Below are 25,818 nucleotides of genomic sequence, written 5' to 3'. Positions count from 1 at the left end.
TCTTGAATGACTGAGAGCATTCGCGCCATCAGAATGAAGGGGCGAGTCGATGGAGTCGGTTAGGTCCGGCTCTTAATGTGGAGCTTGAGCGGGTACGGGTACAAAAAGAGTCTTTGCTGCAACATCTTATGGCGATTCGACAAAAATTGCACGATTAGAGCTTGCGCTGAAGAATCAGGTTTTGTTAACCATATCCAGTCAGGATCCGAATCAGTTGTTCGTAGGCGTTTTTTGGTGCCGCAAGTATGGCGGCCGACCTGACGCCCGGAGCGGCGACTAAAGGGGACTGGCATGCGCGTTTTGCTAATTGAAGATGATAGCGCCGTTGCGCAGTCGATTGAGCTGATGCTCAAATCCGAGAGTTTCAACGTCTATACGACGGATCTCGGAGAAGAGGGCGTCGATCTCGGCAAGCTCTACGACTACGATATTATCCTGCTCGATCTCAATCTGCCGGACATGTCCGGTTACGATGTGCTCAAGCAGCTGCGGGTGTCCAAGATCAAGACCCCGATCCTCATTCTCTCGGGCCTCGCCGGCATCGAGGACAAGGTCAAGGGTCTCGGCGTCGGCGCCGACGACTACATGACCAAGCCCTTCCACAAGGACGAGCTGGTTGCCCGCATTCATGCGATCGTGCGCCGCTCCAAGGGCCACGCCCAGTCGGTCATCCAGACCGGCGACTTGGTGGTCAATCTCGATACCAAGACGGTGGAAGTCGGCGGTCAGCGCGTCCATCTGACGGGCAAGGAATACCAGATGCTGGAGCTGCTCTCGCTCCGCAAGGGCACGACCCTCACCAAGGAAATGTTCCTCAACCACCTCTATGGTGGCATGGACGAGCCCGAACTGAAGATCATCGACGTTTTCATCTGCAAGCTGCGCAAGAAGCTGGCGAATGCTTCCGAAGGCCGCAACTTCATCGAAACCGTCTGGGGCCGTGGCTATGTGCTCCGCGAGCCGCACGAAGAAGAGATCCGCATCCCGGCCTGAGTTTCAAGCCGGCTTAAGCGTCACTCCCCGAAAGTTCTCACGAAACCCCGCCGAAAGGCGGGGTTTTTGTTTGCGTGGATGAACCCACCCTTTGCTTACAGCGACGAATGCCATAGGCGAATACCAAGCGATCATGTTTGGCGCACATTTCGGGGGCGGAATGGTTCTGCAATCTCTGGTCGGGCTGCCGGCCTTTCTGGTCTATTTCTGCACCGGCATTGTCGCCGTGATGCTCTACCTGTTCGTCTATCTGCGCGTAACCGCACATGACGAGTTCGCACTGATCCGCAAGGATTGCGCGCCGGCTGCGATCGCACTCGGGCTCAGCCTGCTCGGCTTCGTGCTGCCGGTGGCCAGCGCGATCGTCCACTCCGCCAATGTCATCGATTGTCTGATCTGGGCGATCATCGCACTGATCGTGCAGATCGCCGTCTATTTCATTCTCCGCATTCCGGTGCCGCAATTGCCGGATCGCATAGCCAATGGCGAGATGGCCCCGGCCCTCTGGCTCGGCCTCGCCTCTCTTGCCGCCGGCGTGCTGAACGCGGCCTCCATGGTGTATTCGCCATGACCGGCGAGCCCGCGAAGAACTTCGGCAAGCGCCAACCCGTGCAGCCAATGCATGAGGAAGCCCCGTCGCGCAAACGCTCCAACCACGTGGCGCTCTTGCTCATGGGCACCATGGCCTTGGGCGGCGGCGCTTATGCGCTGATGCCGAGCGAACATTGCGACCCGAACCGCGCGGCCATCGCCGGCCAGCAGCAGGAGTGTCAGCAGCGCAGTTCATCGTCATCCTCCGGCGGCCATGGCTATTCAGGGGGCAGCAGCAGTTCTTCGGGACGCAGCAACTTCGCCAGCACCGGATCATCATCCAGCGGCGGATATGACAGCTCGTCATCCAGCAGCAGCCACGTCACCCATGGTGGCTTCGGCTCCTTCGCCTCGCATTTCTCCGGCGGCGGCTAGTCTCTCATGCAGCGCATCGCATGTTCCGAGCGTGACGATTGGCAGGCCACCGCGGCCGCGACGGGCTTCGTATTTCATACCGAGGCAGGCGACCGCTATTGGGACGAGCGCGCCTACTACGCCTTCACGCTGGATGAGATCGAGCGTCAGATCGAGGCTCCGACTGCCGAACTCAACGCGATGTGCCGCGAGCTGGTGAGCCGTGCGGTCAAGGATGAGCGCTATCTGCGGCTGCTGAAGATCCCGCAGGCCTACTGGACCTTCATCGCCGCAAGCTGGCAACGGAGCGATCCCAGCCTCTACGGCCGCTTCGATTTCCAGTTCGACGGCAAAGGTCCGGCAAAGCTGCTCGAATACAATGCGGACACGCCAACCTCACTGTTCGAGGCCGCGGTGTTTCAATGGACCTGGCTCGAACAGGCGATCGAGCGCCAGATCATCCCGAAGCGGGCCGATCAATACAACTCGCTGCATGAGCGGCTCATCGAGGCCTGGCGCAAGATCGGCACCGACAAAGCCATTCATCTCGCAGCCGCCATGGACAATGCCGAGGACCGCGGCACAGTTCAATATCTCGCCGATGTCGCGCAGCAAGGCGGGCTCACACCGGCGCTGATCGACATCAAGGACATCGGTTATGCCGACAGCGGGCACTTCGTCGATCTCAAGGACCAGCCGATCGACCTGATGTTCAAGCTTTATCCATGGGAGTGGATGTTCCGCGAGGCATTCGGTGGCCGTCTGAAAGGCGCATCGACGCGCTGGATCGAGCCACCGTGGAAAGCCATTCTGTCCAACAAGGGCATCCTGCCGCTGCTATGGGCGATGTTTCCGAACCACCCGAACCTGCTGCCGGCCTATTTCGACGATGATGCTGCAGCCGCTGAGCTCGGCACATCCTATGTGCGCAAGCCGCTCTATTCGCGCGAAGGCGCCAATGTCACGCTGGTGAGCGGCGGCAGCGCCATCGATGCGCAGCCCGGTCCCTATGGCGAAGAAGGTTTCATTCGGCAGATGCTGATGCCGCTGCCGAACTTTGCGGATCAGTATCCGGTGCTGGGCAGCTGGCTGGTCGATGAGGCGCCATGCGGGCTCTCGATCCGCGAGGATGAGAATCCGATCACCGGCAACATGTCACGCTTCATTCCGCACGCGATCCTGTGACGGCGCTCAGCGTGCCGGCGAAGCAGCGGCCTTGAGACCCACAGGCGTCATGCTCGGCACGATCGACGGTGCGGCACGGACGACGTTCGGACGGTACAGGCCACGCTTGTCGGCATGCGGCTTGAACGCGTCGGTCAGACCGACAACGGTCTCTGCGGCGCCCAGCGCCAGGAAGCCATCGGGCTCCGTGCACTTGGCAAGGCGGCCAAAGATCTGCGTCTTCATGTCCTGATCGAAATAGATCAGCACATTGCGGCAGAAGATGATGTCGAACTTGCCCATGCTGGAGAAGTCCTGCAGCAGATTGAGCGGCTTGTACTGGATCATCGACCGGATCTCCGGATTGATCTGCCACATCTCGCCGGTCTGCTTGAAGTATTTGACCAGCAGCTGGATCGGCAATCCGCGCTGCACTTCGAACTGGGTGTAGATGCCCGACTTCGACTTCTCGAGCACCTGCTGCGAGATATCTGTGCCGATGATCTCGATCCGCCATCCGGCAAGCTGGGCGCTCATTTCCTTGATGGTCATCGCGATCGAATACGGCTCCTGACCGGTAGACGCAGCCGCACACCAGATCCGCAGGCTCTTGCGGGCGGCACGTGCCTGGATCATCTCCGGCAGCACGACGTCGCGCAGATGGTCGAATGGAAGCTTGTCGCGGAAGAAGAAGGTTTCGTTGGTGGTCATCGCCTCGACCACGTCGGACGCAACCGTGGACGAGCCGTTCTTGATCTTCTGGACCAGCTCTTCAATGCCCGACAGGTTGGCCTTGCGCGCGAGCGGCATCAGCCGGCTTTCGACCAGATACTGCTTGTCAGCAGACAGATCGAGACCCGAACGTTCCTTCAGGAACTTGCGCAGGAAATCGTAGTCTGCCGGTGTCATGACCGATCTCCCGAAAAAAGACGAACCACTTTCGAACCGATTTGATTGAGCGGCAGGATAGCCGAGCAGATGCCCGCATTGGCGGCAGCGCCGGGCATACCCCACACCACGCTCGATGCTTCGTCCTGCGCGATGACATTGCCGCCAGCCGCGACGATATCCTTGCCGCCGCGCATGCCGTCCGAACCCATGCCTGTCAACACGACGGCGAGAATGGCGCCGTGCCAGACGTCGATGGCAGACGTGAACAGCGGATCGACAGCAGGCTTGCAGAAATTCACCGGCGGACCGTCATCGAGCGCGATGGCGATGTTGGCACCCTGCTTGACGGCGCGCATATGCTTGCCGCCCGGCGCGAGATAGATCTGACCGGCCTTGACGATTTCGCCATCGACACCTTCGCGAGCCGGACGCTTGCTGGCCCGGGCGAGATGTTCGGCAAGAATGGTCGTAAAGGTCGGCGGCATATGCTGCGTGATCAGAACAGGCACCTTGTCGATCACGGCGCCGATTTCGGCAACCAGCGTCATCAGGGCCTGCGGACCACCAGTGGACGAACCGATCAGCAGCGCGCGTGGCATCGTGGCGCTGAAAGGACGCTTCACGAGCTGCGCCTGCGCGGCGACTGATGTCACGGACTTGAAAGACGGTGCAGTCTCACGCGCCGCGGGAGCCGGCACGATCGACGGCGTCGTCGCCGACTTCAGGCGGCGAACCTTCGCGCCAAGATGACGGATCTTCTGCAACAGGTCGTGCTTGAAGATGTCGGCTGCGGAAATCTCCCGGGTGCTCTCCGGTTTCGGAATGTAGTCGGCGGCGCCGAGCGACATCGCCCTGAAGCTGATCTCCGCGTTGCGGCGGGTCAGCGTCGACGCCATGATGATAATGAGATTCCGCTTCTTCGCCAGCAGCTGCGGCAGCGCCGAAATGCCATCGAGCTCCGGCATTTCAATATCGAGAATCGCAACGTCGGGATTGATGCGCTCGATCTGGTTGACGGCATCGAGACCAGTGCGAAGCGACGCCGCGACGGCCATGTCAGGCTCGGCCTCGATCCAGCGCGAGATCAGGCCGCGAATGACGACGGAGTCGTCCACCACCATGACTCGCAGTGGCTCATACCGCGAATCGACAACAGCAGGACTTATCACATCAACACTCATGAACTCACCGGACGCAACACAACGCGACAAATGCACTGACAAAACAAATGCACAAACAAAAAGGCGGGCGCCGGAAGTGGAATACGCAATTCCGGCGTAGAACTTAGATCAGGCCGACTTCCTGAAACTTCGCCGACACGATTTCCTTGTCGAACGGTTTCATGATGTATTCGTTCGCGCCGGCATGCAGAGCGCGCGCGATGTGGGCCACATCGTTTTCGGTCGTGCAGAACACGACCTTTGGAACGTCACCGCCAGGCATGCGGCGCAGGTTACGGAGGAACTCGTAGCCATCCATCACCGGCATGTTCCAATCAAGCAGAACAGCGTCCGGCAGGTTCTGCTTGCAGATTTCGAGCGCTTTCTCGCCGTCTTCAGCTTCGGTAATCTCGAAATCGAGACCTTCGAGAATCCGACGGGCGACCTTACGGATGACACTGGAGTCATCGACAACCAGACATGTCTTCATGTGAGCCTCATTTTCACCGCGGACAAAATTGTCCAAGTGCTGGTCTTAGGCGGCCAGCTTGTCAGGCGAGATTTCAAGGATGCGATCAACGTCGAGTACGACCATCAGTTGCCCATCGAGACGATGGACGCCATCGGCCATCTTGGCCATGCGCGGATCCAGATTGACCGGATTCACCTCACGGCTCTCATCGGCGAGCTTCAGGACTTCACCGATCGAATCGATCAGCAGGCCATAAGATTCACCGCGGAGATCGACGCCCACAGCCATCGGCGGCTTGCCGTCATCGTTCTTCGGCAGGCCAAGGCGCGAACGCATGTCGATCGCGGTCACAATTCGACCGCGCAAATTGAGCACGCCGGCGACGTCGCTGGAGGACAGCGGCACGCGGGTCAGACGCTCGGGCATGAACACGTCCTGCACGCGCGAGATCGGCATGCCGAACAGCTGTCCACCGATCATGGTGGTCACGTATTCGGTGATCGCGCCGTCAGCGCTCGGAGCCTTGGTGGTGGTGGTGGTCGTAGTGGTGGTGGTCATTGCGATTTCCCTCACGCAGCCTGGCGAACTTCAGTGGTCTGTTCTTTGAGCGCCGCAATCAGGCCGGGGCGATCGAACTTGGCGACGTAGTCATGGAAACCTGCGAGGCGACCGCGCTCGATGGCAGCCGGGGAGATCATCGCCGAGAGAGCAATGATCGGCGTGTGGCTGAGTTTCTGATCCGCACGGATGGTCTCGGCGAATTCGAAGCCGTTCATATCCGGCATTTCGATGTCGGTGAGGATTACGTCGACCTCCTGACCCGAGCGCAGGAATGACAAACCTTCCTGGGCGTTGGTGGCGACGCGTACCTTGTAGCCGGCAGCCTTGAGCACGGGCGAGAGCATGTTGCGGAAGAACGCGGAGTCGTCGACCAGCAGCACCGATTGAGCGGTTGCCGAGACACGCATTTCCTTACGCGAGAACCAATCGGCAAAAGCCATCGGCAGGAAGTGACCGACGTCGATCACTTCGGTCGCGAGACCCTTGATGACAGCGGAGCCCAAGATCCCCTCGCGACCGCTGGCCACTTCGATATGCAGGCGCTCTTCGACGATATCGACGATTTCGTCGACGACGAGACCCATCGAGCGACCGTCGTCTGCGAAGACGAGGATTGGCTGGGTGCCCGACGTACGGACGGTCACGCCTTCCATCTGCACCAGCGGCATCAGCTGATCGCGGTACTGGACCATGTAGCGGCCGTTCGACAGCTCGACCTTGTCAACGCCCACTTCTTCGAGGCGCGTGACGAGACCGAGCGGCACTGCCTTGGGCTGTGCGGAGCCGGCGCGGAACACCAGCAGCGACGTCAGCTGTTCTGCATTCATCGCGCGCATTGCGGCGTTCTCGTCGGCAATCTCGTGAGCGTTGGATGCCAGAGCACCAAGCTCCTGCGCGATGCCGTTCGGATCGACAATCATGATCACCGCGCCATCGCCCAGGATGGTGTTGCCGGAGAACATGCCAATGTGACGGAGCTTGGTGGACATCGGCTTGACGACGATTTCTTCGGTGTGGAAGACGCCATCGACGACGATGCCGAAGGTCTGGTTGCCCACCTGGGTCACGACGATGAAGCCGTTCTCCGGATCGGCCGACGAGCCGTCATCGATCTGCAGCAGCTTCTTCAGATGCATCAGCGGCAGCAACTTGTTGCGCAGGCGCAGCACCGGGGTGTCCTTGATGCGCTCGATGCGATGTTCGGAGTTGGCGCGCGCACGCACCAGTTCGACGACCGCGAGCTGCGGGATCGCGAAGCGATCACCACCGGCTTCGACGATCAGCGCGGACACGATGGCCAGCGTGAGCGGGATCTTGATGGTGACGCTGGAGCCCTCGCCGGCGACCGACTTGATGTCGATGGTGCCGCCGATCTGATCGATATTGGTGCGCACCACGTCCATGCCGACGCCGCGGCCGGAGACGCTGGTGACGGCAGCCGCAGTGGAGAAGCCCGGTGCGAAGATGAACTTGTGAATCTGGGCTTCCGACATCTTCTCGATATCGGCTTCGGTGGCCAGACCGTTCGAGATCGCCTTCGCCTTGATCCGCTCGGTGTTGAGACCGCGGCCGTTGTCGGCGATGCAGATCAGGATGTGGCCGCCCTCGTGATAGGCGGACAGACGGATGGTGCCCTGCTCCGGCTTGCCTTCGGCAGCGCGCTCAGCCGGCGTTTCGAGGCCGTGATCCGCCGAGTTGCGCACCATGTGGGTGAGCGGATCCTTGATAAGATCGAGCACCTGGCGATCGAGTTCGGTATCGGCGCCGTGCATCTCGAGTTCGATCTGCTTGCCGAGTTCGCCGGCCAGATCGCGCACGATACGCGGCAGCTTCTGCCAGGCATTGCCGATCGGCTGCATGCGCGTCTTCATGACACCGTCCTGCAGTTCGGCGGTCACGGTGGACAGGCGCTGCAGCGGCACCTTGAATTCGGTGTCTTCATGACGACGGCTGATTTCCAGCAGCTGGTTGCGGGTCAGCACCAGCTCCGAGACCATGGTCATCAGATGTTCGAGCGTGTCGACATTCACGCGGATTGACTGGTTCGCGACCTTGTCGGCTTCTGGCTGGTCGACCTCGACAGCGGTCTTCTTGGCGGCAGGCTTCGGAGTAGCAGCCTTCGGCGCGGCGGGCTTTTCAGCAACCGGAGTCGGCGGCGCGACAGGCGCTGCAGGCGCTGGCGCAGCAGCTGCTACGGGCGGTGCCACTTCGATGGCGGTTTCCTGGAAGGCGCGCTCAAGCTCTTCGAGCGAGACTTCGCCTGGGCGCAATTCACGCTCCAAGGTCGGAACGACCAACGGGGCCGACTCGGCCGCGACAGGCGCTTCCGGTGCGATCGGAGGTGCGGACTCAGTCATCGATTCCATGCCTTTTTCGACCATGTGATGCAGTTCGCCAATCAGATCTTCGTCGACGCCTTCCGGCTCCACTTCCGTGGCTTCGAGCTGACTGAGAATTTCCTTGATGCGATCGATCGTGGTCAGGATGAGCGTAACCGCCTCTCCGGTAACCGGCATCCCATCGCGGAATTTGCCCATCAATGTCTCGGCGGCGTGGGCCAGGGCTTCGAGACGGGGCAGTCCGAGAAATCCGCACGTGCCCTTGATGGTGTGAACCAGGCGAAAAATATTATCGAGAATTTTCGCGTTATTCGGGTCCTGTTCGAAGCGGACCAGCTGATTGTCAACCGTATCCAGGCTCTCGTTGGTTTCCGTCAAAAACTCGCGGAGAAGATCATCCATGAAAATAGGCCTTCACACTCCAGGCTCGCGACTTTCGCTACGCCTTTCGAAGTCTGGCTACTTTCCCCGCAAAGCGTTTAATATTAGTTGAGCATTCCCAAAAACAATGAATGCGACATTTAGCTATATGCTCGCACACGTACGAGCCCGCCAAACGGCGGACTCGTAAAGAGTTCATTAAGAGTTGAATGAGTTTGCGATCAGATCGCGGTGACGACGATGGCGTCGCCTTCGGGCACTAAGGTCACCTTGAGGCCGCAAGCCTGCGCCAGGAGCCGCGTGTAGTAAGGCTGCACGGCATGGGCATCGATGCTGCCAACTTGTTCCGAGGCCAGCATATCGACGATGGCCTGCGGCAGGCGCGCGTTGAGGCCTGCGGCCGTGATCTTGAAACCCTGCGGCTCACCTTCGCCGATGCCATCGATCTTGAGCACGCCGCCGCGCGGAATCGTCTGCTGCGCGATTACCAGCATGTTGAGCAGCAGCTTGACCTTGTTCTTCGGCAGCAGAAGCCGCGGCAGATTCCATTCGATCTTGGTCTTGGCGTCTTCAAGATGACCGCGCGACATGGTCTGCGCGTCGCCGAGATCGATCTGCGCGCCCGCCGAGCCGGCGGCTCCGAAGGCGAGCCGGCAGAACTGCAAGCGGGCCGATGCGGTCTTGGCGCTCTTCCGGATCAGATCGAGCGCGAATTCCTTGTCTTCCGGCTTGGGATTGTCATCGAGCACTTCGAGCCCGTTAACGATGGCGCCCACGGGGCTGATCAGGTCGTGGCAGACCCGCGAGCAGAGCAATGCCGCGAGTTCAAGGGCATCGGGGGCCGGACCTGGCGTGGGAGTGTCGGACATGAAATGCGCTCCTGGGGCCACACAGAATGAACGGCGAATCAAGCATTTGCTTTACGGTTAGATACACCGCAGATGGTGGCGCGACCACAACAAGGCTGGCACAGTCCACCGGTGCAACAGGCGCGTGTAGAAATGAACGGGGATGACATGCAGGGGATGAAGGCTAGTCGATGACGGATGATTCGCGACCTCGCATGGATGCCGCGCGGGCTGCCACCCTGATGGAGCCGCTGACCGAGCTCGCCGCACAGGCCGGCGCCGCCATCCTCAAGGTCAACCGCAATGTCATGACCGTGGATGGCAAGGCCGACGGCTCGCCTGTGACCGAAGCCGATCTCGCGGCCGACCATGTCATCGGCGAAGGACTGGCGCGGCTGTTTCCGGGCATCCCGTCGCTGTCCGAAGAGCGCCTCCACCTCGCCACACCCCCCTATGCCGGCACACTGTTCCTGATCGACCCGCTCGACGGCACCAAGGAATTCGTCGCCGGCCGTCAGGAGTTCACCGTCAATATTGCATTGATCGTCGATGGCACTCCGCTGCTGGGTATTGTCGGTGCCCCTGCCCTCGGGCTGATCTGGCGCGGGCTGGTTGGACGCGGCGCCGAGCGTGTCGAACTCGCACCAGACCTGTCCATCCGCAAGGTCACACCGATCCAGACCCGCGCTGCGCCTGCTCCGGGCGCGGCATGGACCGCAGCGGTCAGCCGCTCCCATGGCGACCAGCGAACCGAAGCTTTCATCGCCAGCCGCCCCGGTGCTGTCAGACAGGAGTTCGGCTCGGCGCTGAAATTCTGTCGCGTGGCCGAGGGCCAGGCCGACATCTATCCACGGCTGGCGCCGACTTGTGAGTGGGATGTGGCCGCCGGCCATGCCGTGGTGGTGGCTGCAGGCGGCAAGGTGACCGACACCTTTGGCAAGGCGGTTCGCTTCGGCGGTAACCGGGAAGACTTCATCGTGCCGGAATTCATCGCCTGGGGTGACAGCACCGCGAGCGCGCGCGGCTGAACCCGCATTATTTCGCCAGGATATCCTGCACGCCCGGCCAGCGCTTGCGCGCGCCGGGCAGATATTTGGCCGGTGCCGCAGCAAAGGCGTCGCGGGTTTCCTCCCGGCCGAACAGGTAAAGGCGTTCGCCCGTAATGAGCCACAAACGCGGATTGCCGGCGAAGGCGACCCCGCGGGCGACATCGACGGGATCATAGCCACCGAATTGCGGACCGTAGATGTCCGGATGCGCGGCGAAAGAGGCGCGGTTGCCCTCATTGCGGAAGCGCCAGACCGTGCCCTCCTCCGACATTTCGAAGTCCGGCTGCCCCAGCGTCGGGCGGCCTTCGGTGAAATAGGCCACCGGATCGAAACCGCTGATTGCGAGACCCGTATATCGGTCAGTGACCACGCGCTCGCTGGTCGCAGCCTGCGCGCCCGCCGGGACGAGAGCGGCCGCCAGCAGCAGAATCAAGGCAATTCCACGGCTCCAGCCTGACAATTCCCGCCGTTGTGCCGTCATAGTTGATACCGATAGTATAGGGAGTCGGGGACAATGACTGCAGAGTTAAACCGTGCTTCTCAGCATCCGGTTAAAGCCGCGGTCGCAAATTTGAAATACCAGGGGTTCTTTTCATGACCTTCGCATCACGCCTGGCAGCGGTCGCGCTAGCCACGTTCACGCTCGCCTTCTCGCCGGCTTCTGCGCAGCAACCACCGCGCGGCCAGGCCGCACCGGACACCTACCGGTCCGAAGAACTCATGACGGCCGGACACCGGTTTTTCGGCAATGTCTCGCGCGGCCTCGCCTCGGTGATCGAGAAGGCTGTCAGCCAGTGGGGGCTGCCGAACGGTTATATTCTGGGCGAGGAAGGCAGCGGCGCGATCGTGGCGGGCCTGCGTTACGGCGAAGGTACGCTCTATACGAAGAATGCCGGCGATCTGCGCGTCTACTGGCAGGGTCCCTCGGTCGGCTTCGACTGGGGCGGCGACGGCGCCCGCACCATGACGCTGGTCTATAACCTGCCGGCCACCCAGGCGATCTATCAGCGCTTCGCCGGTATCGACGGCTCCGCCTACATCATCGGCGGCTTCGGCATGACGGCACTGACTGCCAACAACGTCGTCCTGGTGCCGATCCGTTCGGGTCTCGGCCTGCGGCTCGGCGCCAATATCGGCTATCTCAAATATACCCCCAGCGCGACCTGGAACCCGTTCTAAGCCCTCGATCGCGCGGTCCTGCGATCAAGCGCTTCTGAACGGCTGAATAAAGGTTAACGAGGCGTTACGCTGTCTTTGCCGGCGGTGCCATGGCATGGTAACCGCTGCATTTTGAGAGCGTGGGAGCATTCGTCATGGTTGAACCGATCATGTATCTGGCGATCGGTTTTCTGATCTCGATGCTCTGCGGCCTGATGATCATGCCGCTGGTGCATAACCGCGCCGTCCGCCTCACCACCCGCCGGCTCGAAGCCGCGACGCCGCTGTCGATGGCAGAAATCCAGGCTGACAAGGACCAGCTGCGCGCAGAATTCGCGATGGCAGCACGCCGGCTGGAAATGAGCGTCGACCAGCTCAAGAACAAGACCACCAGCCAGCTCGCCGAACTCGGCAAGAAGTCCGACGCCATCAACCGCATGAAGCTTGAGCTCGGCGAGAAGAACGCCACGATCTTCGCGCTGGAAGCCCGTGAAGCCGCCGTGAAGGAAAAGCTCGGCCTCACCGAGGCCGACTTCACCAGCAAGACGGAAGCGTTGCGCGCCGCCGAACAGGCATTGAGCAACAAGCAGGCCGAACTCGCCAGGCTGAACCACGACCTCTCGGACCGCTCCATGGTGGCCGACACCCGCCAGGTCGAGCTCATCGCCGTGCGTGCGCAGGTCGAGGAATTGAAGGGCCGTGTCGGCGATGCCGAAAAGGAATTCGCCAATACGCAGCACCGGCTGGAGCTGCAGCGCGGCGAATCCGACACCGCAACACGCGAACTCACTGAGGCGCGCGCGCGCGTCGAGAATCTCAGCCAGCGCGTGACTGATCTCGATCAGCAGCTCACCATCCAGGTGCGCGAAGCCGAACAGCTCGGCGCCCGCGTCACTGATCTCGAGAGCCAGCTCTCGACCCAGACCAAGATCCTCGCCGAGCGCGATTTCGAGAACAGCCAGTTGCGCCAAGCCAATGAAGCCGCCGAACAGATCGCGCGCGACCTGCGCGTCGAGCTCGCCGCCATGAACGGCGCCAAGGGATCGCCTGTTCTCGAGAAGCTGCGCGCCGAGAAGGCCGCCGTGGAGACCGAGCTCGCCGCCGCCCGCGAGGAGCGCGCCAAGCTGCAGCGCGACCTCAACGGCGTCCATCAGCAGGCCGAGAGCGCATGGGCCACCGAGCGCATGGAAAACGCGCTGCTGCGCGAGCGCATCAACGACATCGCCGCCGAAGTGGCCAAGATGGCCATGACACTGGAAGGGCCGAATTCGCCCATCGAGGCAATTTTGGCTGCCGAACCAGCGCCCGCGGCCCAGCCGCGCCCGGCTAATGACGCCGGTTTCGCCCCCAACAGCACCCTCGCCGACCGGATCCGGGCGCTGCAGTCCCACGCCTCCCGCGCTCCGCAGCCGGGCTAAATCGCGGGCCAGGAACCCGGATCGCCCGCATGGCCGGATGGGGAGACTTATTGTGCTGACTTGCGGCAGGGTTCGCTTGACACCCCCGCCCCCTATTCCCTAAATCGCGCCACTGACGTCAGTCCCCGCCGGGCCATTACCGCCCGGCCTTTTGGTCTGTACGGCATCCCGGGCGCATAGCTCAGCGGGAGAGCGTTCCCTTCACACGGGAGAGGTCCAAGGTTCGATCCCTTGTGCGCCCACCATTATTCCAGTATATTCAAGTACTTAGCGGCCTTATTCCCTCGAAGTGTGCCCCGGAAAAGCTGGGGCACAGCAGGGGCACACTCGTTTCGGCGCTTGATCATCGTCATGGATTGGCCGGCGCAGCTCTCTAGCCGCCAAGTTAGACTTTCGTGAAATCGGGCTTTCGCTTCTCTGCAAAGGCAGAGAAGGCCTCGCGAGCTTCCGCGCTCTGAAGCCGCTCTTTGAAAAGAGCGCTCTCTTCAGCGATCCTTTCAACCATTTCCTGCTGCTCCCGCATCAAAAGCTTTGTATGGCGAAGTGCGCCTGTCGGACGCTGCGTCAAAGTCAGGGCGGCGGTCGCCGCCCTCGCACGAACATCGCCGATAGGGACAACGGCATTGGCAAGTCCGCATTGAAGTGCGGTTACCGCATCCATCGGCTCTCCCAACGCGAACATGGCATACGCCCTCACGTGCCCGATCCGCGAAGGGAGCAACCAACTCGACGCGGCTTCGGGCACCAGCGCCAGGTTGACGAAAGGCGTGATCAGGCGCGCATTCTCCGCCAGGTAGACCAGATCGCAATGCAGGAGCATCGTGGTTCCGACACCAACGGCGTTTCCCTGGACGGCCGCGACGAGCGGCTTGGTCGCCCTTGCTAAATTGCCGATAAAGCGAAACGCGGGACTGTCAGTGGTTTCGTTTGCCGTGGACGGGGCGGCAAAGTCCGCCAAGTCGTTGCCGGAGGTGAAGCTGTCGCCGTCGCCCTGAAACAGAACGACCTTGACGGCAGGATCCCTTTCGGCGCGTTCGAGGCCTTCCGACATCGCGTCGTACATCGCGCCAGTCAGCGCGTTCTTCTTTTCGGGACGCGAGATCGTGAGCGTCATCACGCCATCGACGACATCCGTCTTCAAATGATCCGTCATGCCATCGTCCTCAGCTTGCGGCGCGCAGGGGTTCGCGGGCAGAGGCGTCGAGAAAACCGGTCAAGCGCTGGCGGATGATGCTTTCGGCGTCCGCCATGATGCGATCGATCAGTTCCTTGACGGTCGGGATGTCGTTGATGAGGCCCGCAACCATGCCGCAGCTCCAGGCGCCGGCGTCCATGTCACCGTCGACCATGACTTTCGGATACACGCCCGCCACTTCATTGATGATGTCGCCGATGACCAATGAGTCACCCTTAGCTCGTTCGGTTGCGAGCAGCCGCTCGACTCCGGCGTTATTGAGAACGCGCTCGGTATTCCTGAGCGAGCGCATCACCAGACGGGTGTCGAGTTCTGACGCCTTCACAATCGCATCCTTGACGTTCTGATGAACGGGCGCCTCTTTGGTCGCCACGAACCGGGTGCCCATGTTCATGCCCGCAGCGCCCATCGCGAGCACCGCAACCAGACTACGCGCGTCGGCCATCCCTCCCGATGCAACGAACGGGATCTTCAGCTCTTCGGCAGCGCGCGGCAGCAGAATCATGTTTGGCATGTCGTCTTCGCCGGGATGGCCGCCGCATTCGAAGCCGTCGACGCTGACGGCATCGCAACCGATCTTCTCCGCCTTCAACGAATGGCGAACGGAAGTGCACTTGTGGATGACCTTGATCCCCGCCTCTTTCAGGGCTGGCATATATTGCTCAGGGCTTCGACCTGCGGTCTCCACCGCCTTGATGCCGCCTTCCTTAATGGCGGCGATGTATTCTGGATAGGGCGGCGCGTCGAACGTCGGAAGAAATGTCAGGTTCACGCCGAACGGTTTGTCGGTCATGTCGTGACAGCGCGCGATTTCCTTCGCGAGGTTCTCGGGCGTTCTCTGCGTCAATCCGGTGATGATGCCCAGGCCACCGGCATTCGAGACGGCCGCGGCGAGTTCGGCAAAGCCTACATAGTGCATGCCGCCCTGAATGATGGGATGTTCGATCCCGAACAGGTCTGTGATCGCAGTTCTCATGATCGTCTCCGACTCTCGCTGTTTAGGTTTCTTATTATCAGTGAACGATTTCGAGCAAACCCGCTGCGCCCATCCCGCCACCGACGCACATCGTGACCACCGCGTACTTCGCCTTGCGACGACGCCCCTCGATCAACGCATGCCCCGTCAGTCGCGCGCCGGTCATGCCATAGGGGTGACCGACCGCGATGGAGCCGCCGTTGACGTTGAGCTTCTCGGGATCAATGCCGAGCTTGTCGCGGCAGTAGATAACCTGGACCGCGAATGCCTCGTTCAATTCCCAAAGGTCGATGTCGTCGATCGTGAGACCATGGCGCTTGAGAAGGCGAGGCACTGCGAAGATCGGGCCGATTCCCATCTCGTCGGGCTCGCAGCCCGCCGACACAAAGCCGCGGAAGATGCCAAGCGGCTTTAGGCCCTTTTGGGCGGCGAGCTTGTCGCTCATGATAACGGTGGCGCTGGCACCGTCCGATAGCTGGCTCGCGTTGCCGCCAGTGATGGAGTAGCCCGGCCCTTTCGCCGGCTTGACTTTGGCCAGTCCCTCGGCGGTCGTGTCAGGACGCGGGCCCTCGTCCGCCGAGAGCGTGATCTCGTTGTAGGAGATGGCGCCGGTCTCCTTGTTAGTCACGACCATCGTCGTCTTGATCGGCGCCAGTTCGTCATTGAAGCGGCCGGCCTGCTGCGCGGCTGCGGTGCGGCGCTGACTTTCGAGACTGTATTCGTCCTGCGCGTCCCGAGAGATGTTGTAGCGTTTTGCGACGTTTTCGGCCGTATCCAGCATTGCGATGTAAGCGTCGCCTTTGATCGCCAGCAGCTCTGGGTCAACCGCGTGCCACTGGTTCATATGTTCGTTCTGGACGAGGCTAATGGATTCACCGCCTCCGCCGACCGCGACCTCTACGCCGTCGAAGATCACCGACCGGGCGGCAAGCGCGATCGCCTGAAGCCCCGACGCACACTGTCTGTCGATGGTGGTGCCGGCGACCGTGACAGGAAGACCGGCGCGAAGCAGAGCCTTGCGGGCGATGTTCGATCCCGTCGTGCCCTGCTGCATGGCGCACCCCATCACCACGTCCTCGACCTCTCCGCCTATGATGTTCGCGCGGGTGAGCGCCGCCGAAATGGCGTGTCCCATCATGGTCGCACCTTCGGTATTGTTGAGCGCGCCCTTGTAGGCCTTTCCGATCGGGGTGCGGGCGGTCGATACGATTACGGCTTCGGTCATTTATTATTTCCTTGGCTGGATGGGACGGGCGTGACCGCGCGTCATGCGGCGCGGGCGAATCGCATCAGATGGAAAGCGGGGTCGCCGAACTGGATGTCGATGGCGCCGATACGCTTGAAATAGTGACCGACCTTGAGCTCGTCGCTCATGCCCATGCCACCGTGCAGCTGGATCGCCTGTTCGCCGATGAAGCGCGCAGCATATCCGACCTTTGTCTTCGCACCGGAGGCGAGCTTCGTGACATGGGCGTCGTTGGACGCCAGCGTCAGGGTCAGATGCTGCATGAGTGAGACGGCTTCCTGCAGTGCGATGAACATATCGACCATCCGGTGCTGCAGCACCTGAAATGATCCGAGCGTCACCCCGAACTGCTTGCGGGTCTTGCTGTAGTCGAGTGTCGCCCCGTTCAATTCGGTCATCGCGCCTATGGCCTCGGCACACAATCCGCCTATGGCCCGGTCGCGGCAGTTTTCGAGTGCAGCAACACCCAGGCCTTCGCGTCCGAGCAGGTTGCTCGCCGGGACTCGGACATCCTTCAGCATGATCTCGGCGGCCCGCCTGCCGTCGATCGTCCGGTAGCCTTGCATGTGCAGACCGGCCGCTCGACTGTCGACGATGAAGAGGGACACGCCATCGCGATCGCCGTCCCGGCCGGACGTCCTTGCGGAGACGATCAATCGGTCTGCCCACGGGGCTCCGATCACGGCGGCTTTCGTTCCCGACAGGACGTAGTCATCACCACTTCGGTCCGCAGACACCGATACCTTGTTGAGGTTGTATCGAGATCCCGGTTCGGCCCAGGCCAACGCCCACGTCGCCTCGCCCGCTGCGATCTCGGCGAGCAATTCCCCGCGTTGGTCGTCGGTCCCCAATGCCTCGATTAGCCCTCCCGCCAGCACGACCGTCTCGAAATATGGCTCGACGACGAGGCTGCGGCCGAACTCCTGCATAACGATCATGGTCGTCAGCGGGCCGTTCCCGAGGCCGCCATATTCCTCCGCGAACGGTGCCGCCAGAAGACCGAGGTCGGCGAACTTTGCCCACACCGCGCGACTCCAACCATCTTCGCCCGCGACGATCTTCGCTCGGTCATCGAAGCCGTATTCATCCTTCAGGAAACGTTGCATGCTGTTGCGGAGCAATTCCTGGTCTTCGGTCAGTTCGATGTCCATGGGCGCCTCTCCTGGTGCGGGTCAAAGACCGAGCACGGCTTTCGCGATGATGTTGCGTTGAATCTCGTTGGATCCGCCGTAGATGCTGAGCTTGCGCGAGTTGAGGTATTTTTCCGCCGACGTATGCCCATAGTCAGGCCCGGGCATGAAACGGTTACCGCTGACGGGATGCTCCCGAAGAGCGACGCCATAGTTGCCCGTCGCGCGGTGCGTGAGGTCGGTAATGCGCTGGAATATCTCGGTGCCTCTGATCTTGAAGAGCGATGCGGCCGGGCCGGGATCGATACCGCGCGACATCTGCGCGACGACCCTCAATTCCGTCGCTTCGAGGGCCAGCACATCCAATTCGACACGGGCGATCTCACGGATGAACTCCGCGAAACTCGGATCGTCCTCGGGAATTTCAGCCCTGACGATGTCCTTGAGTCGCCGCAGGTACCGGGTCGAACGACCGATACCAGCCATACTGGTGCGTTCGTTGCCGAGGAGGAATTTTGCGTAGGTCCAGCCCTTGTTCTCCTCGCCGATCAGATTCTCGATCGGCACCCGCACGTCCTCAAGGAAGACGTCGTTGACCTCGTGCGAGCCGTCGATGGTGATGATCGGGCGCACGGTGACGCCGGGCGTCTTCATGTCGATCAACAGGAAGGAGATGCCCGCCTGGGGCTTTGCGGACGGATCGGTGCGGACGAGACAGAAGATCCAGTCCGCGTGCTGCGCGAGAGTAGTCCATGTCTTGTGCCCGTTGACGACGTAGTGATCGCCGTCGCGAACCGCCTTGGTCCTGACGGAAGCTAGATCCGACCCCGACCCCGGCTCCGAGTAACCCTGGCACCACCAGTCCTCGCCCGACAATATGCGCGGCAGGAACCTCGCCTTCTGCGCCTCCGTCCCGAAGGTGTAGATGACCGGGCCGACCATGGTCACGCTGAAGGCGAGCGGCGGAAGCGTTCCCGCACGCGAGGTCTCCTGCTCCCAGATGAAGCGCTGGGTCAGCGACCAACCGGGGCCGCCATATTCCTTCGGCCAAAGCGGCGCGATCCAGCCCTTCTGATGGAGGATCCTGTGCCAAAGGAGCGATTGCTCTTTTGTGAGATCCGTCTCGGGATTCGCGACACGCATTTCCTTCGGGTAGTTTTCCGCTATGAAGGACCGAGCCTCGTTACGGAATGCCGCATCTTCGGCCGAAAGGTTGAGCTCCATGGCGAGCTACCACTTCTCGCCGAATGGACGAATCTCATGCTCGAAGGTCCATGCGTCGCGCGGTTGCTGGTAGAGGGACCAGTATGCCTCGGCGACCGCCGCCGGCCGCATGAGCCGGTTCGGATCGAGGTTTTCCATTGCCTGCGGCCCTTCGCGGCTGGTGATCAGCTGCCGCACCCATTCCGTGTCCACGCTGGAGTCGATGATCAGGTGCGCGACATGAATGTTCTTTGGCCCGAGTTCCCGGGCCATTGATTGCGCGACGGCTCGGAGACCGAATTTGGCGCTCGCGAAGGCTGCGAAACCGTTGCCGCCGCGCAGGCTTGCCGTCGCTCCGGTGAAGAAGATGTTCCCCTTGCCGCGTGCCAGCATTGCCCGCGCTGCCTCGCGTCCAGCGAGGAATCCCGAATAGCACGCCATCTCCCAGACTTTGCGAAACACGCGCTCCGTGGTCTCGACGATCGGAAAATTGACGTTTGCGCCGATATTGAAAACGCACACCTCCAAAGGGGCATGAGCGTCGGCATCGGAGATGAATTTCACCATCTCGTCTTCCTTGCGCGCATCGAGAGCCCGTCCGAACACGGTCCCACCGGCAGCCTCAATCTCCTTGATCAGCGGCCCCAGCTTCTCACCCTGGCGCCGGCCCACGAACACCGTGAAGCCTTCGGCAGCGAATTTCTTAGCGATCTCGCCGCCGATGAAGTCACCTGCGCCGACGACGGCGACCGTTGCATTGCGCTTTTTCACCTAGATTCTCCTGGATACGAGTACGTCGCGACGAATGTCGCCTCAATCTGCCTGGCTGCGCAGCGATTCCGCCAGCTTGTGCTTGAGAATCTTGCCCGTGGATGTGGCCGGCAGCGCCGGCAGAACGATGATTTCCGATGGGCGCTTGTAGGATGTGAGCTGAGGCCCGACATGCGCCATCAGATCGGAGGCCGTTGTCTCGGTCCCCTGAAGAAGCTGCACAAAGGCGACGACCTCTTCGTTACCGTCCACCGGGCGCCCCACCACCGCGCACTGCACAACCGAGGCATGCGTACTCAACACCGCTTCGATCTCGGCGGGGTAAACGTTGAATCCCGACCGGATGATCATTTCCTTGGTACGGCCGACAATGAAGAGACAATCGCCCTCGAAGCGTGCCAGATCTCCGGTATTGAACCAGCCGTCCGGATCAATCGCTTTCGCGGTGAGATCCGGCGCCCGGTAATAGCCGCGCATCACATTCCGGCCTCGGACATGAAGCTCACCGACCTCGCCGGGAGGCTTGAACGCCCCGTCGAGACTCAGAATCTTCGCCTCGATACCTGGGAGCAGAGGGCCAACCGCCTGATCATCGCGCGGCGCATCAATGCGTACGCCAGATAGCCCGGGCGAACATTCAGTGATGCCATAGCCATTCAATAGTGAGAGCCCGAGTTCCCGCTCCACGCGCGACTTCAAATCCAGATCGAGCGGCGCACCTGCGACCGCAATGAGGCGCAAAGAGCCCGGATCGAGCTTGCTCAAGCCGGCGATCGATTTGTATTCCAGCAATCGCTGATAGGTCGCCGGCACGCCGTTCAGAATCGTGATGCCTTCGTCAGAGATCGCCTTGGCCAACGCAGCCGGATCATACTTGCTTGCCAATCGGACGGACGCGCCCGTCATCAACGTCATCACCAACAACGAAATGCCAACGATATGCGAAATCGGCAGCACGATGTACTGCTTGTCGGCAGGAGTCATGCGGCGGATGTCCGCTGTGGTCTTGGCGCTGAAGAGCAGGTTTTCGTGCGTCAGCATCACGCCCTTCGGCGTGCCGGTCGTACCGGACGTATAGATGAGAACGGCGATCTGATCCTTCGGACTGTCCTCGACGGGCTCAGGTGACGTACCCTCATTGAGGGCGGTCACGGCCACCTCGGATAGCGGGCCGATCAGATGCGCTTGGGCTTCATACCGCGCGGCATGACTCGCCGCTTCCTTGGACACGCCGGTTGTCAGAAGAACGCGGCGCGCCCCGCTGTGATCCCTGATCTGATCCAATTCCCGAGCGGACAGCCGCGGATTGACGACGATCGCCCAGACATCGAGGCGACTTGCCGCGAGCAGAAGTACAGCGAGTGGAATGCTGTTTTCGCTGACGATCATCAGGCGGTCGCCCGGCCTCATGCCGAGCTTGGTGAGATCCCGAGCAACGGTGCCGACGGCCTCGCGCAACTCACCATAGGACAGGCTGCCACTGTCCTCGATCAGCGCTATGCGATCGGGCGTCTCGGCGGCATGTCGGTCTATGACGTGATCGATGCGGCGCGGCAACGCGGAGAGTATGCGCGCCGCCTGATCGGTGTCGACCGTCTTCAACATCTTCGTCCTCCCGGGAAAAGAGCCGCTTGGTCGCAGCTTCTGGATTGTATGGTCAGGTAACCTAGGCCGTCCTCGTTTTCAGGACAGAAGCCTGCTGAACGATCGCCTCTTCCACATCCCTGAGACTGTCCTTGCCGAAGAATATCTCGTTGCCGACGAAGAACGTCGGCGACCCGAACGACCCGCGAGCAACCGCGTCATTCGTGTCCTTGATGAGTTTCTGCTTGACGTCGTCCTGCTGCGCTCGCGCGATCAACCTGTCGATGTCGATGCCGGAGGATTTGAAGGCCGCGGCGAAGACTTCGGGGTCGTCCATCTTCTTCGGCTCTTCCCACATATGGTGATAGGCCGCCCTAAAATACGGATCGAACACACCTTCGAACTTAGCCGCGACAGCGCCGCGCATGAGCATAAGCGTGTTGACCGGAAAGAACGGATTGCTGTTGAACTTGGTGATACCGTGGCGCCGGATGAAGCGCTCGGACTCCAGCCTCTGATATTCAGGCTTGTTCTTGATGCCGCGCAACGACTCCGCAGGCGACATATTACCGGTAGCTTTGTAAATCCCGCCCAGCAGGACCGGAATATATTGAAATTTGACCTTGGTGCGTTGCTCGATACCCGGGAGTGCGGCTTCGGCGAGATAGGCGTTCGGGCTGCCGAAATCGAAATGGAATTCCGGCTGTGATCGATCGGTCAACGGCGCCTCCCCTTTTATCTTGATGGGCACGATCAAATGTCCGCCCCGACCGAACGCTAGAGTTCTATTTTAGAACTGTCAACGGCGAAACCTGCTTTGAAACTGGAACGGCGACAACGGTATTGTTTTGAGGTCCATGCCAAAATAGAATGCGCGGAATGGGGAATGCCGGAGACGTGGGATGAAATGGGATTCGCTTGAGGAAGAGCCGTGTTCGCTGGCCCGCACCGTCGCGGTGATTGGCGACCGCTGGACGCTTATGATTTTGCGCGAATGCTTCCTGCGCAAGCGTCGCTTCGACGCCTTCCAGACATCGCTGGGAATTACACGGCACCTGCTCGCCGACCGCCTCAAGAAGCTGGTTCGATTCGGTGTGCTCCGGCGCATTCCCTATATGGATGCACCCAAGCGATACGAGTATATTTTGACCCAGAAGGGACTGGACCTTTACCCGATCATCATGTCGGTCGTTCATTGGGGTAACATCCACATGGTCGACTCGCGGGGGCGACCGATGCTTCACGAGCACAAGTCATGCGGCAAGCACTTCGATCCGCTCATGATCTGCTCGGAATGCGGCGAGCCGGTGCTTGCGAAGGAAGTCCACGTCCATCCGGGGCCTGGCGCTCGCGAAACGGCAATGCCGAGGACGCAGATTGCCAAGACACAGGTTAAAGTGCAGGCGCCGAAAGCCACCGCTTCCAGGGCAAAACGCGCCTGAGGCCAAGTCCGGACGAAGAACAAGCCGGACTTGGCGACGACTGCGTTACTCCGAGCTCGCGTCCAGAAGACCGCCGAACTGGTCCCAGGAATTCCCGTTCCAGCGCTGCAGCTGAAGCTGGGTATAGGCCATGCTGTTCTGCGGTCCGGTATTGATAGTAATTCCCGGCATCAACGTCGGCAGGGACAGGCCCCGAATATTGCGTGCCTGCTTCACGATATTCTCGCGGGAATAATCGCCAGCGCATTGTTTCAGAACCTGCTCCAGTATCTGGCCCTGCTCCGTGCCATACACATAGTTCGCATCGCCAATGTCGGCACCGGGCAGATATTTCGCGAAGTGGGCTTTGTACCACTGGACCCCGGGATCATCCGCCCATTTGCTGTCGCTCGGATCCTTTGCGATGGTCGCCGCGACGATACCGATCGCCTTGTCGGGTCCTGCAGGCACGATTGTCGACGAGACCGAGCTTGAGACGTAGTTGATCAGGAACAGCGGCTTCCAGCCTATTTCGGACGCTTTCTTGATCGCCTGCGCGGCGAATTTCGGCGTGCCGGCAACCAGGAACGCTGCCGCGCCCGAGGCTTTCAGATTCACCACATGGGAGTCGATGGTGGGCTCACTCAGTTCATATGCGGATGCCACGACCTTCTTGTCGAAAGCGTCCTTGAAATACGCCTTAAACGCCGCGAGGAAGTCCTTGCCGAGATCGTCGTTCTGATACAATAGCGCGATCTTCGCATCCGGCAGCACCTTCGAGATATATTTGGCGTAGATCTTTCCCTCGGTGTCGTAGCTGGGCAGGCCCGTCGTCGTCATCGGGAATTCTTTGAAGTTCGTGAACTTGTTGACGCCGCTCACCACGAACAGGTGCGGGACCTTCTTCGCGTTGACGTATTTGATCGTCGCTCCAATTCCAGGCGTGCCCTGCGGGCCGAACAGGAACGCAACCTCGTCGCTCTCAACCAGCTTGCGCGTTTGTTCGACCGTTTTCGGCGGGCTATAGGCGTCGTCATAGGTAATGAGATTGATCTTTTTGCCGCCGATGCCGCCGCGATCGTTGATCGAGTTGACATAGGCAATGAGCCCCTTGCCGGTATTGCTCAAGGGCGACGCAGGTCCGCTGAACGGAAAGGTCGCACCGATTTTGATTTCGGTATCCGTGACGCCGACTGTCTCGGCTCGCGCCTGCAGTCCGAACAGTGTCGCTGCCATTGCAACGCCAACAAACATTCTTCTCATCATTGTCCGCTCCCTCCAGTGCCGCAAGCTTGACTGCCTGCCATTTAAAATTCTCGAATGAAGAGCTCTCGCCAACGTCGCCGAGCGAAACAGCCCTGCACATGCCCATCGGTGACAGCGACAAGCGCCCGGATCGGCCATCCCCGAGGTGCCGTGGCTCGTCAGGGCAGAGACCGGCCAAGCCCGGCGCTGCTGCGTCGTTCAAACCCGGCAGCCCTCGAAATGAGTTTGGCTATCGATCGATGGGCCGATGACGCGCGATTCCACCGGCACCGATCACCGCGCCACGTGGTGCCGCGCGCGGCATGCACCGCCGTTGGGATCGCAAACCATCAACGCTGTCGTGATCCGGCGCATCATATCCTCCCCTGGCTCGCCGCAATGATCGCGGCGGCATGCAATCATTTGATCGCAATTATTGGTCAGCGACCTTGGTGATCAAGGTCAGTTCTTTTAAAGAACTTGTCAATCGCAAAATGACCGCCGCGCAAGTGGCGAGCTGACGCGACGTCGCCGCTAGGTTTTTCGATCTGCAATCGCTTGCCTTGCAAGCTCGATCCAGACTGGCGCTTCCCGCGCATAGAGCTCGCGCGTCGCCTGCATCGACATCGGTCCTTCATCGATTCCAAACGTCTGGAACATCGTCCTGACCTTTTCGGTCTGCGCCGCCCGCATGATGAGATCCGACAGGCGTTCGACAATGGCCGTTGGCGTACCGGTGGGCACCGCGCAGCATTGATAGGTCAGCAGACCGAACAGCGGCGAATCCGCCCCCTGCTCGGCAAACGTCCTGACTTCCGGAAAGGTCGTGAGCCGCTTGCGCGGCACAGCGACGACTGCACCCGACCCGCTCTGCAGGACCGGCTGCGCGCCGACGATCGTACCGACACCGCCGTCGACCGTCTGTGCCAGCATATCGGTGAACATCGGTGCCTCACCACGGTAGTGGATCGGCTCGATGTTCAGGCCATATTGCTTGTTGAGCGCGAGGATCGTGAGGTGCGGAGGTGAGCCGACCCCGAACGTTCCGAGCGTCATGCGCCCCGTCGCGCGTGCATGACGAACGACGCCGTCGAGGTCGGTGATGCCCAGCTGCTTGCGCATGATGAGCGGCAGTCCACCCGTCGGCATCGCCGAAACCAGCTGAAAATCCTTATCCGTGTCGTAGGCAAGATCTTTGACCAGCACGCGGTTCACGGTCATCGCGCCAGACGTATTGAACAGGATGGTATAGCCGTCCGGCACTGCCCGCTTGACCTCGGCCCCGGCAATCGAACCGAGCGCGCCGGTCTTGTTCTCGACGATCACTGGCACGCCGGTCTGGCTTCCGATGAACTCGGCATACATCCGCGCATAGACGTCGGTCTGTCCGCCCGGGGCGAAGCCGACGACGATCCTGATCGGTCGCTGCGGCCAGGTGTCCGCCGCCGATCGTGCGATCGACGGGACTGCAACGGTGGACGCCGTTGCGGCCAAGAAAGACCGGCGCGTTATTTTCATTCTTCATCCTCCCTCTGATAGGCGTCGTCATTTTTCCGTCCGCGTCATTGAGGCCTGTTCGGCTGCGGATCGTCGTCTTGAGACCGGCGCAATTTCGCTTACGCGCGGCCAGCGTCGCCGGTGTTACGGCTGCAACGCCGCCCGGTCTTG

Annotated in this window: 25 protein-coding genes and 1 tRNA gene; 9 read left to right on the top strand and 17 right to left on the bottom strand. The window is 61.0% G+C overall.

Going from position 1 to position 25,818, the window contains the following annotated elements; all coding sequences use genetic code 11:
• The first annotated feature begins 291 nt into the window (after nt 1-291).
• From ctrA to AB8B02_RS04465, 4 genes are all read left to right on the top strand, one after another.
• Complete coding sequence (ctrA, locus tag AB8B02_RS04480; RefSeq protein WP_068737116.1) at nt 292-993, top strand: response regulator transcription factor CtrA; 702 nt, start codon at nt 292-294, stop codon at nt 991-993.
• Nucleotides 994-1,153: 160 nt separating this feature from the next.
• Nucleotides 1,154-1,564: a DUF350 domain-containing protein gene (locus AB8B02_RS04475; RefSeq protein ID WP_439063242.1), complete on the top strand. Its 411-nt coding sequence runs from the start codon at nt 1,154-1,156 to the stop codon at nt 1,562-1,564.
• Nucleotides 1,561-1,959, top strand: coding sequence for a hypothetical protein (locus AB8B02_RS04470; RefSeq protein ID WP_439063241.1), 399 nt, complete (start codon nt 1,561-1,563; stop codon nt 1,957-1,959). Before AB8B02_RS04475 ends, AB8B02_RS04470 begins: the two co-directional genes overlap by 4 nt.
• Nucleotides 1,960-1,965: 6 nt before the next feature.
• On the top strand, nt 1,966-3,123 hold the full coding sequence (locus tag AB8B02_RS04465) for a glutathionylspermidine synthase family protein (protein ID WP_320447347.1): 1,158 nt from the start codon (nt 1,966-1,968) through the stop codon (nt 3,121-3,123).
• A 6-nt stretch (nt 3,124-3,129) separates the two neighbouring features.
• On the opposite strand, the gene AB8B02_RS04460 is transcribed toward AB8B02_RS04465, so the two are convergent.
• The 6 genes from AB8B02_RS04460 to chpT all read right to left on the bottom strand — a co-directional run bounded on the left by AB8B02_RS04460 (nt 3,130) and on the right by chpT (nt 9,775).
• Nucleotides 3,130-4,011 (bottom strand): CheR family methyltransferase, encoded by an 882-nt coding sequence (locus AB8B02_RS04460; RefSeq protein WP_439063240.1) that lies wholly within the window; start codon nt 4,009-4,011, stop codon nt 3,130-3,132.
• Complete coding sequence (locus AB8B02_RS04455; RefSeq protein WP_439063239.1) at nt 4,008-5,114, bottom strand: protein-glutamate methylesterase/protein-glutamine glutaminase; 1,107 nt, start codon at nt 5,112-5,114, stop codon at nt 4,008-4,010. Before AB8B02_RS04455 ends, AB8B02_RS04460 begins: the two co-directional genes overlap by 4 nt.
• A 163-nt stretch (nt 5,115-5,277) precedes the next feature.
• Nucleotides 5,278-5,643 carry a response regulator gene (locus AB8B02_RS04450; protein WP_068737128.1) on the bottom strand — a complete coding sequence of 122 codons (366 nt, stop codon included), beginning with the start codon at nt 5,641-5,643 and terminating at the stop codon, nt 5,278-5,280.
• Nucleotides 5,644-5,688: 45 nt separating this feature from the next.
• The gene (locus tag AB8B02_RS04445; RefSeq protein ID WP_093760982.1) at nt 5,689-6,183 is read right to left on the bottom strand and encodes a chemotaxis protein CheW; all 495 of its coding nucleotides are present in this window, start codon (nt 6,181-6,183) and stop codon (nt 5,689-5,691) included.
• Between the two features lie 11 nt (nt 6,184-6,194).
• Nucleotides 6,195-8,927, bottom strand: coding sequence for a hybrid sensor histidine kinase/response regulator (locus tag AB8B02_RS04440; RefSeq protein WP_439063238.1), 2,733 nt, complete (start codon nt 8,925-8,927; stop codon nt 6,195-6,197).
• 200 nt (nt 8,928-9,127) lie between these two features.
• The gene (gene chpT / locus AB8B02_RS04435; RefSeq protein ID WP_068737134.1) at nt 9,128-9,775 is read right to left on the bottom strand and encodes a histidine phosphotransferase ChpT; all 648 of its coding nucleotides are present in this window, start codon (nt 9,773-9,775) and stop codon (nt 9,128-9,130) included.
• Between the two features lie 170 nt (nt 9,776-9,945).
• Between chpT and cysQ the strand changes: the two genes are divergently transcribed.
• Complete coding sequence (gene cysQ / locus AB8B02_RS04430) at nt 9,946-10,782, top strand: 3'(2'),5'-bisphosphate nucleotidase CysQ (RefSeq protein ID WP_439063237.1); 837 nt, start codon at nt 9,946-9,948, stop codon at nt 10,780-10,782.
• 7 nt (nt 10,783-10,789) lie between these two features.
• Here the strand turns inward: cysQ and AB8B02_RS04425 are convergent, their stop codons facing one another.
• On the bottom strand, nt 10,790-11,284 hold the full coding sequence (locus AB8B02_RS04425) for a YHS domain-containing (seleno)protein (protein WP_176454721.1): 495 nt from the start codon (nt 11,282-11,284) through the stop codon (nt 10,790-10,792).
• 113 nt (nt 11,285-11,397) lie between these two features.
• Between AB8B02_RS04425 and AB8B02_RS04420 the strand changes: the two genes are divergently transcribed.
• From AB8B02_RS04420 to AB8B02_RS04410, 3 genes are all read left to right on the top strand, one after another.
• Nucleotides 11,398-11,982 carry a DUF1134 domain-containing protein gene (locus AB8B02_RS04420; RefSeq protein ID WP_089267524.1) on the top strand — a complete coding sequence of 195 codons (585 nt, stop codon included), beginning with the start codon at nt 11,398-11,400 and terminating at the stop codon, nt 11,980-11,982.
• Nucleotides 11,983-12,116: 134 nt separating this feature from the next.
• Nucleotides 12,117-13,379 (top strand): hypothetical protein, encoded by a 1,263-nt coding sequence (locus AB8B02_RS04415; RefSeq protein WP_439063236.1) that lies wholly within the window; start codon nt 12,117-12,119, stop codon nt 13,377-13,379.
• A gap of 170 nt (nt 13,380-13,549) precedes the next feature.
• Nucleotides 13,550-13,624: transfer RNA gene (locus tag AB8B02_RS04410), tRNA-Val, on the top strand.
• Nucleotides 13,625-13,764: 140 nt separating this feature from the next.
• On the opposite strand, the gene AB8B02_RS04405 is transcribed toward AB8B02_RS04410, so the two are convergent.
• From AB8B02_RS04405 to AB8B02_RS04370, 8 genes are all read right to left on the bottom strand, one after another.
• Nucleotides 13,765-14,532: an enoyl-CoA hydratase gene (locus tag AB8B02_RS04405; protein ID WP_439063235.1), complete on the bottom strand. Its 768-nt coding sequence runs from the start codon at nt 14,530-14,532 to the stop codon at nt 13,765-13,767.
• Nucleotides 14,533-14,542: 10 nt separating this feature from the next.
• A complete protein-coding gene (locus tag AB8B02_RS04400) occupies nt 14,543-15,550 on the bottom strand; it encodes an NAD(P)H-dependent flavin oxidoreductase (protein WP_231081176.1) in 1,008 nt (335 codons plus the stop codon).
• Nucleotides 15,551-15,587: 37 nt separating this feature from the next.
• Entirely contained in the window at nt 15,588-16,775 is a 1,188-nt protein-coding gene (locus tag AB8B02_RS04395) for an acetyl-CoA C-acyltransferase (protein WP_439063234.1), read from the bottom strand.
• Between the two features lie 41 nt (nt 16,776-16,816).
• Nucleotides 16,817-17,947, bottom strand: a complete 1,131-nt coding sequence (locus AB8B02_RS04390) for an acyl-CoA dehydrogenase family protein (protein ID WP_439063233.1) — start codon at nt 17,945-17,947, stop codon at nt 16,817-16,819.
• A gap of 21 nt (nt 17,948-17,968) precedes the next feature.
• Complete coding sequence (locus AB8B02_RS04385; RefSeq protein ID WP_439063232.1) at nt 17,969-19,150, bottom strand: acyl-CoA dehydrogenase family protein; 1,182 nt, start codon at nt 19,148-19,150, stop codon at nt 17,969-17,971.
• Nucleotides 19,151-19,156: 6 nt separating this feature from the next.
• Complete coding sequence (locus AB8B02_RS04380; protein WP_439063231.1) at nt 19,157-19,900, bottom strand: SDR family NAD(P)-dependent oxidoreductase; 744 nt, start codon at nt 19,898-19,900, stop codon at nt 19,157-19,159.
• Between the two features lie 42 nt (nt 19,901-19,942).
• Entirely contained in the window at nt 19,943-21,505 is a 1,563-nt protein-coding gene (locus AB8B02_RS04375; protein ID WP_439063230.1) for a class I adenylate-forming enzyme family protein, read from the bottom strand.
• 61 nt (nt 21,506-21,566) lie between these two features.
• Nucleotides 21,567-22,205 carry a 2-hydroxychromene-2-carboxylate isomerase gene (locus AB8B02_RS04370; RefSeq protein ID WP_439063229.1) on the bottom strand — a complete coding sequence of 213 codons (639 nt, stop codon included), beginning with the start codon at nt 22,203-22,205 and terminating at the stop codon, nt 21,567-21,569.
• A 181-nt stretch (nt 22,206-22,386) separates the two neighbouring features.
• Here AB8B02_RS04370 and AB8B02_RS04365 point away from each other — a divergent pair, with 181 nt between their 5' ends.
• Nucleotides 22,387-22,926 (top strand): winged helix-turn-helix transcriptional regulator, encoded by a 540-nt coding sequence (locus AB8B02_RS04365; RefSeq protein ID WP_309946831.1) that lies wholly within the window; start codon nt 22,387-22,389, stop codon nt 22,924-22,926.
• Between the two features lie 45 nt (nt 22,927-22,971).
• Here the strand turns inward: AB8B02_RS04365 and AB8B02_RS04360 are convergent, their stop codons facing one another.
• Together AB8B02_RS04360 and AB8B02_RS04355 are read right to left on the bottom strand one after the other, a co-directional pair.
• Nucleotides 22,972-24,171, bottom strand: coding sequence for an ABC transporter substrate-binding protein (locus AB8B02_RS04360; protein WP_120288900.1), 1,200 nt, complete (start codon nt 24,169-24,171; stop codon nt 22,972-22,974).
• A 513-nt stretch (nt 24,172-24,684) separates the two neighbouring features.
• Nucleotides 24,685-25,668 (bottom strand): Bug family tripartite tricarboxylate transporter substrate binding protein, encoded by a 984-nt coding sequence (locus AB8B02_RS04355; RefSeq protein WP_089267534.1) that lies wholly within the window; start codon nt 25,666-25,668, stop codon nt 24,685-24,687.
• Nucleotides 25,669-25,818 lie beyond the last annotated feature (150 nt).

Source organism: Tardiphaga sp. 862_B3_N4_1 (assembly GCF_051811085.1).
GTDB classification, from domain to species: Bacteria; Pseudomonadota; Alphaproteobacteria; order Rhizobiales; family Xanthobacteraceae; genus Tardiphaga; species Tardiphaga robiniae.
This window is presented reverse-complemented; position numbering and strand designations above follow the sequence as displayed.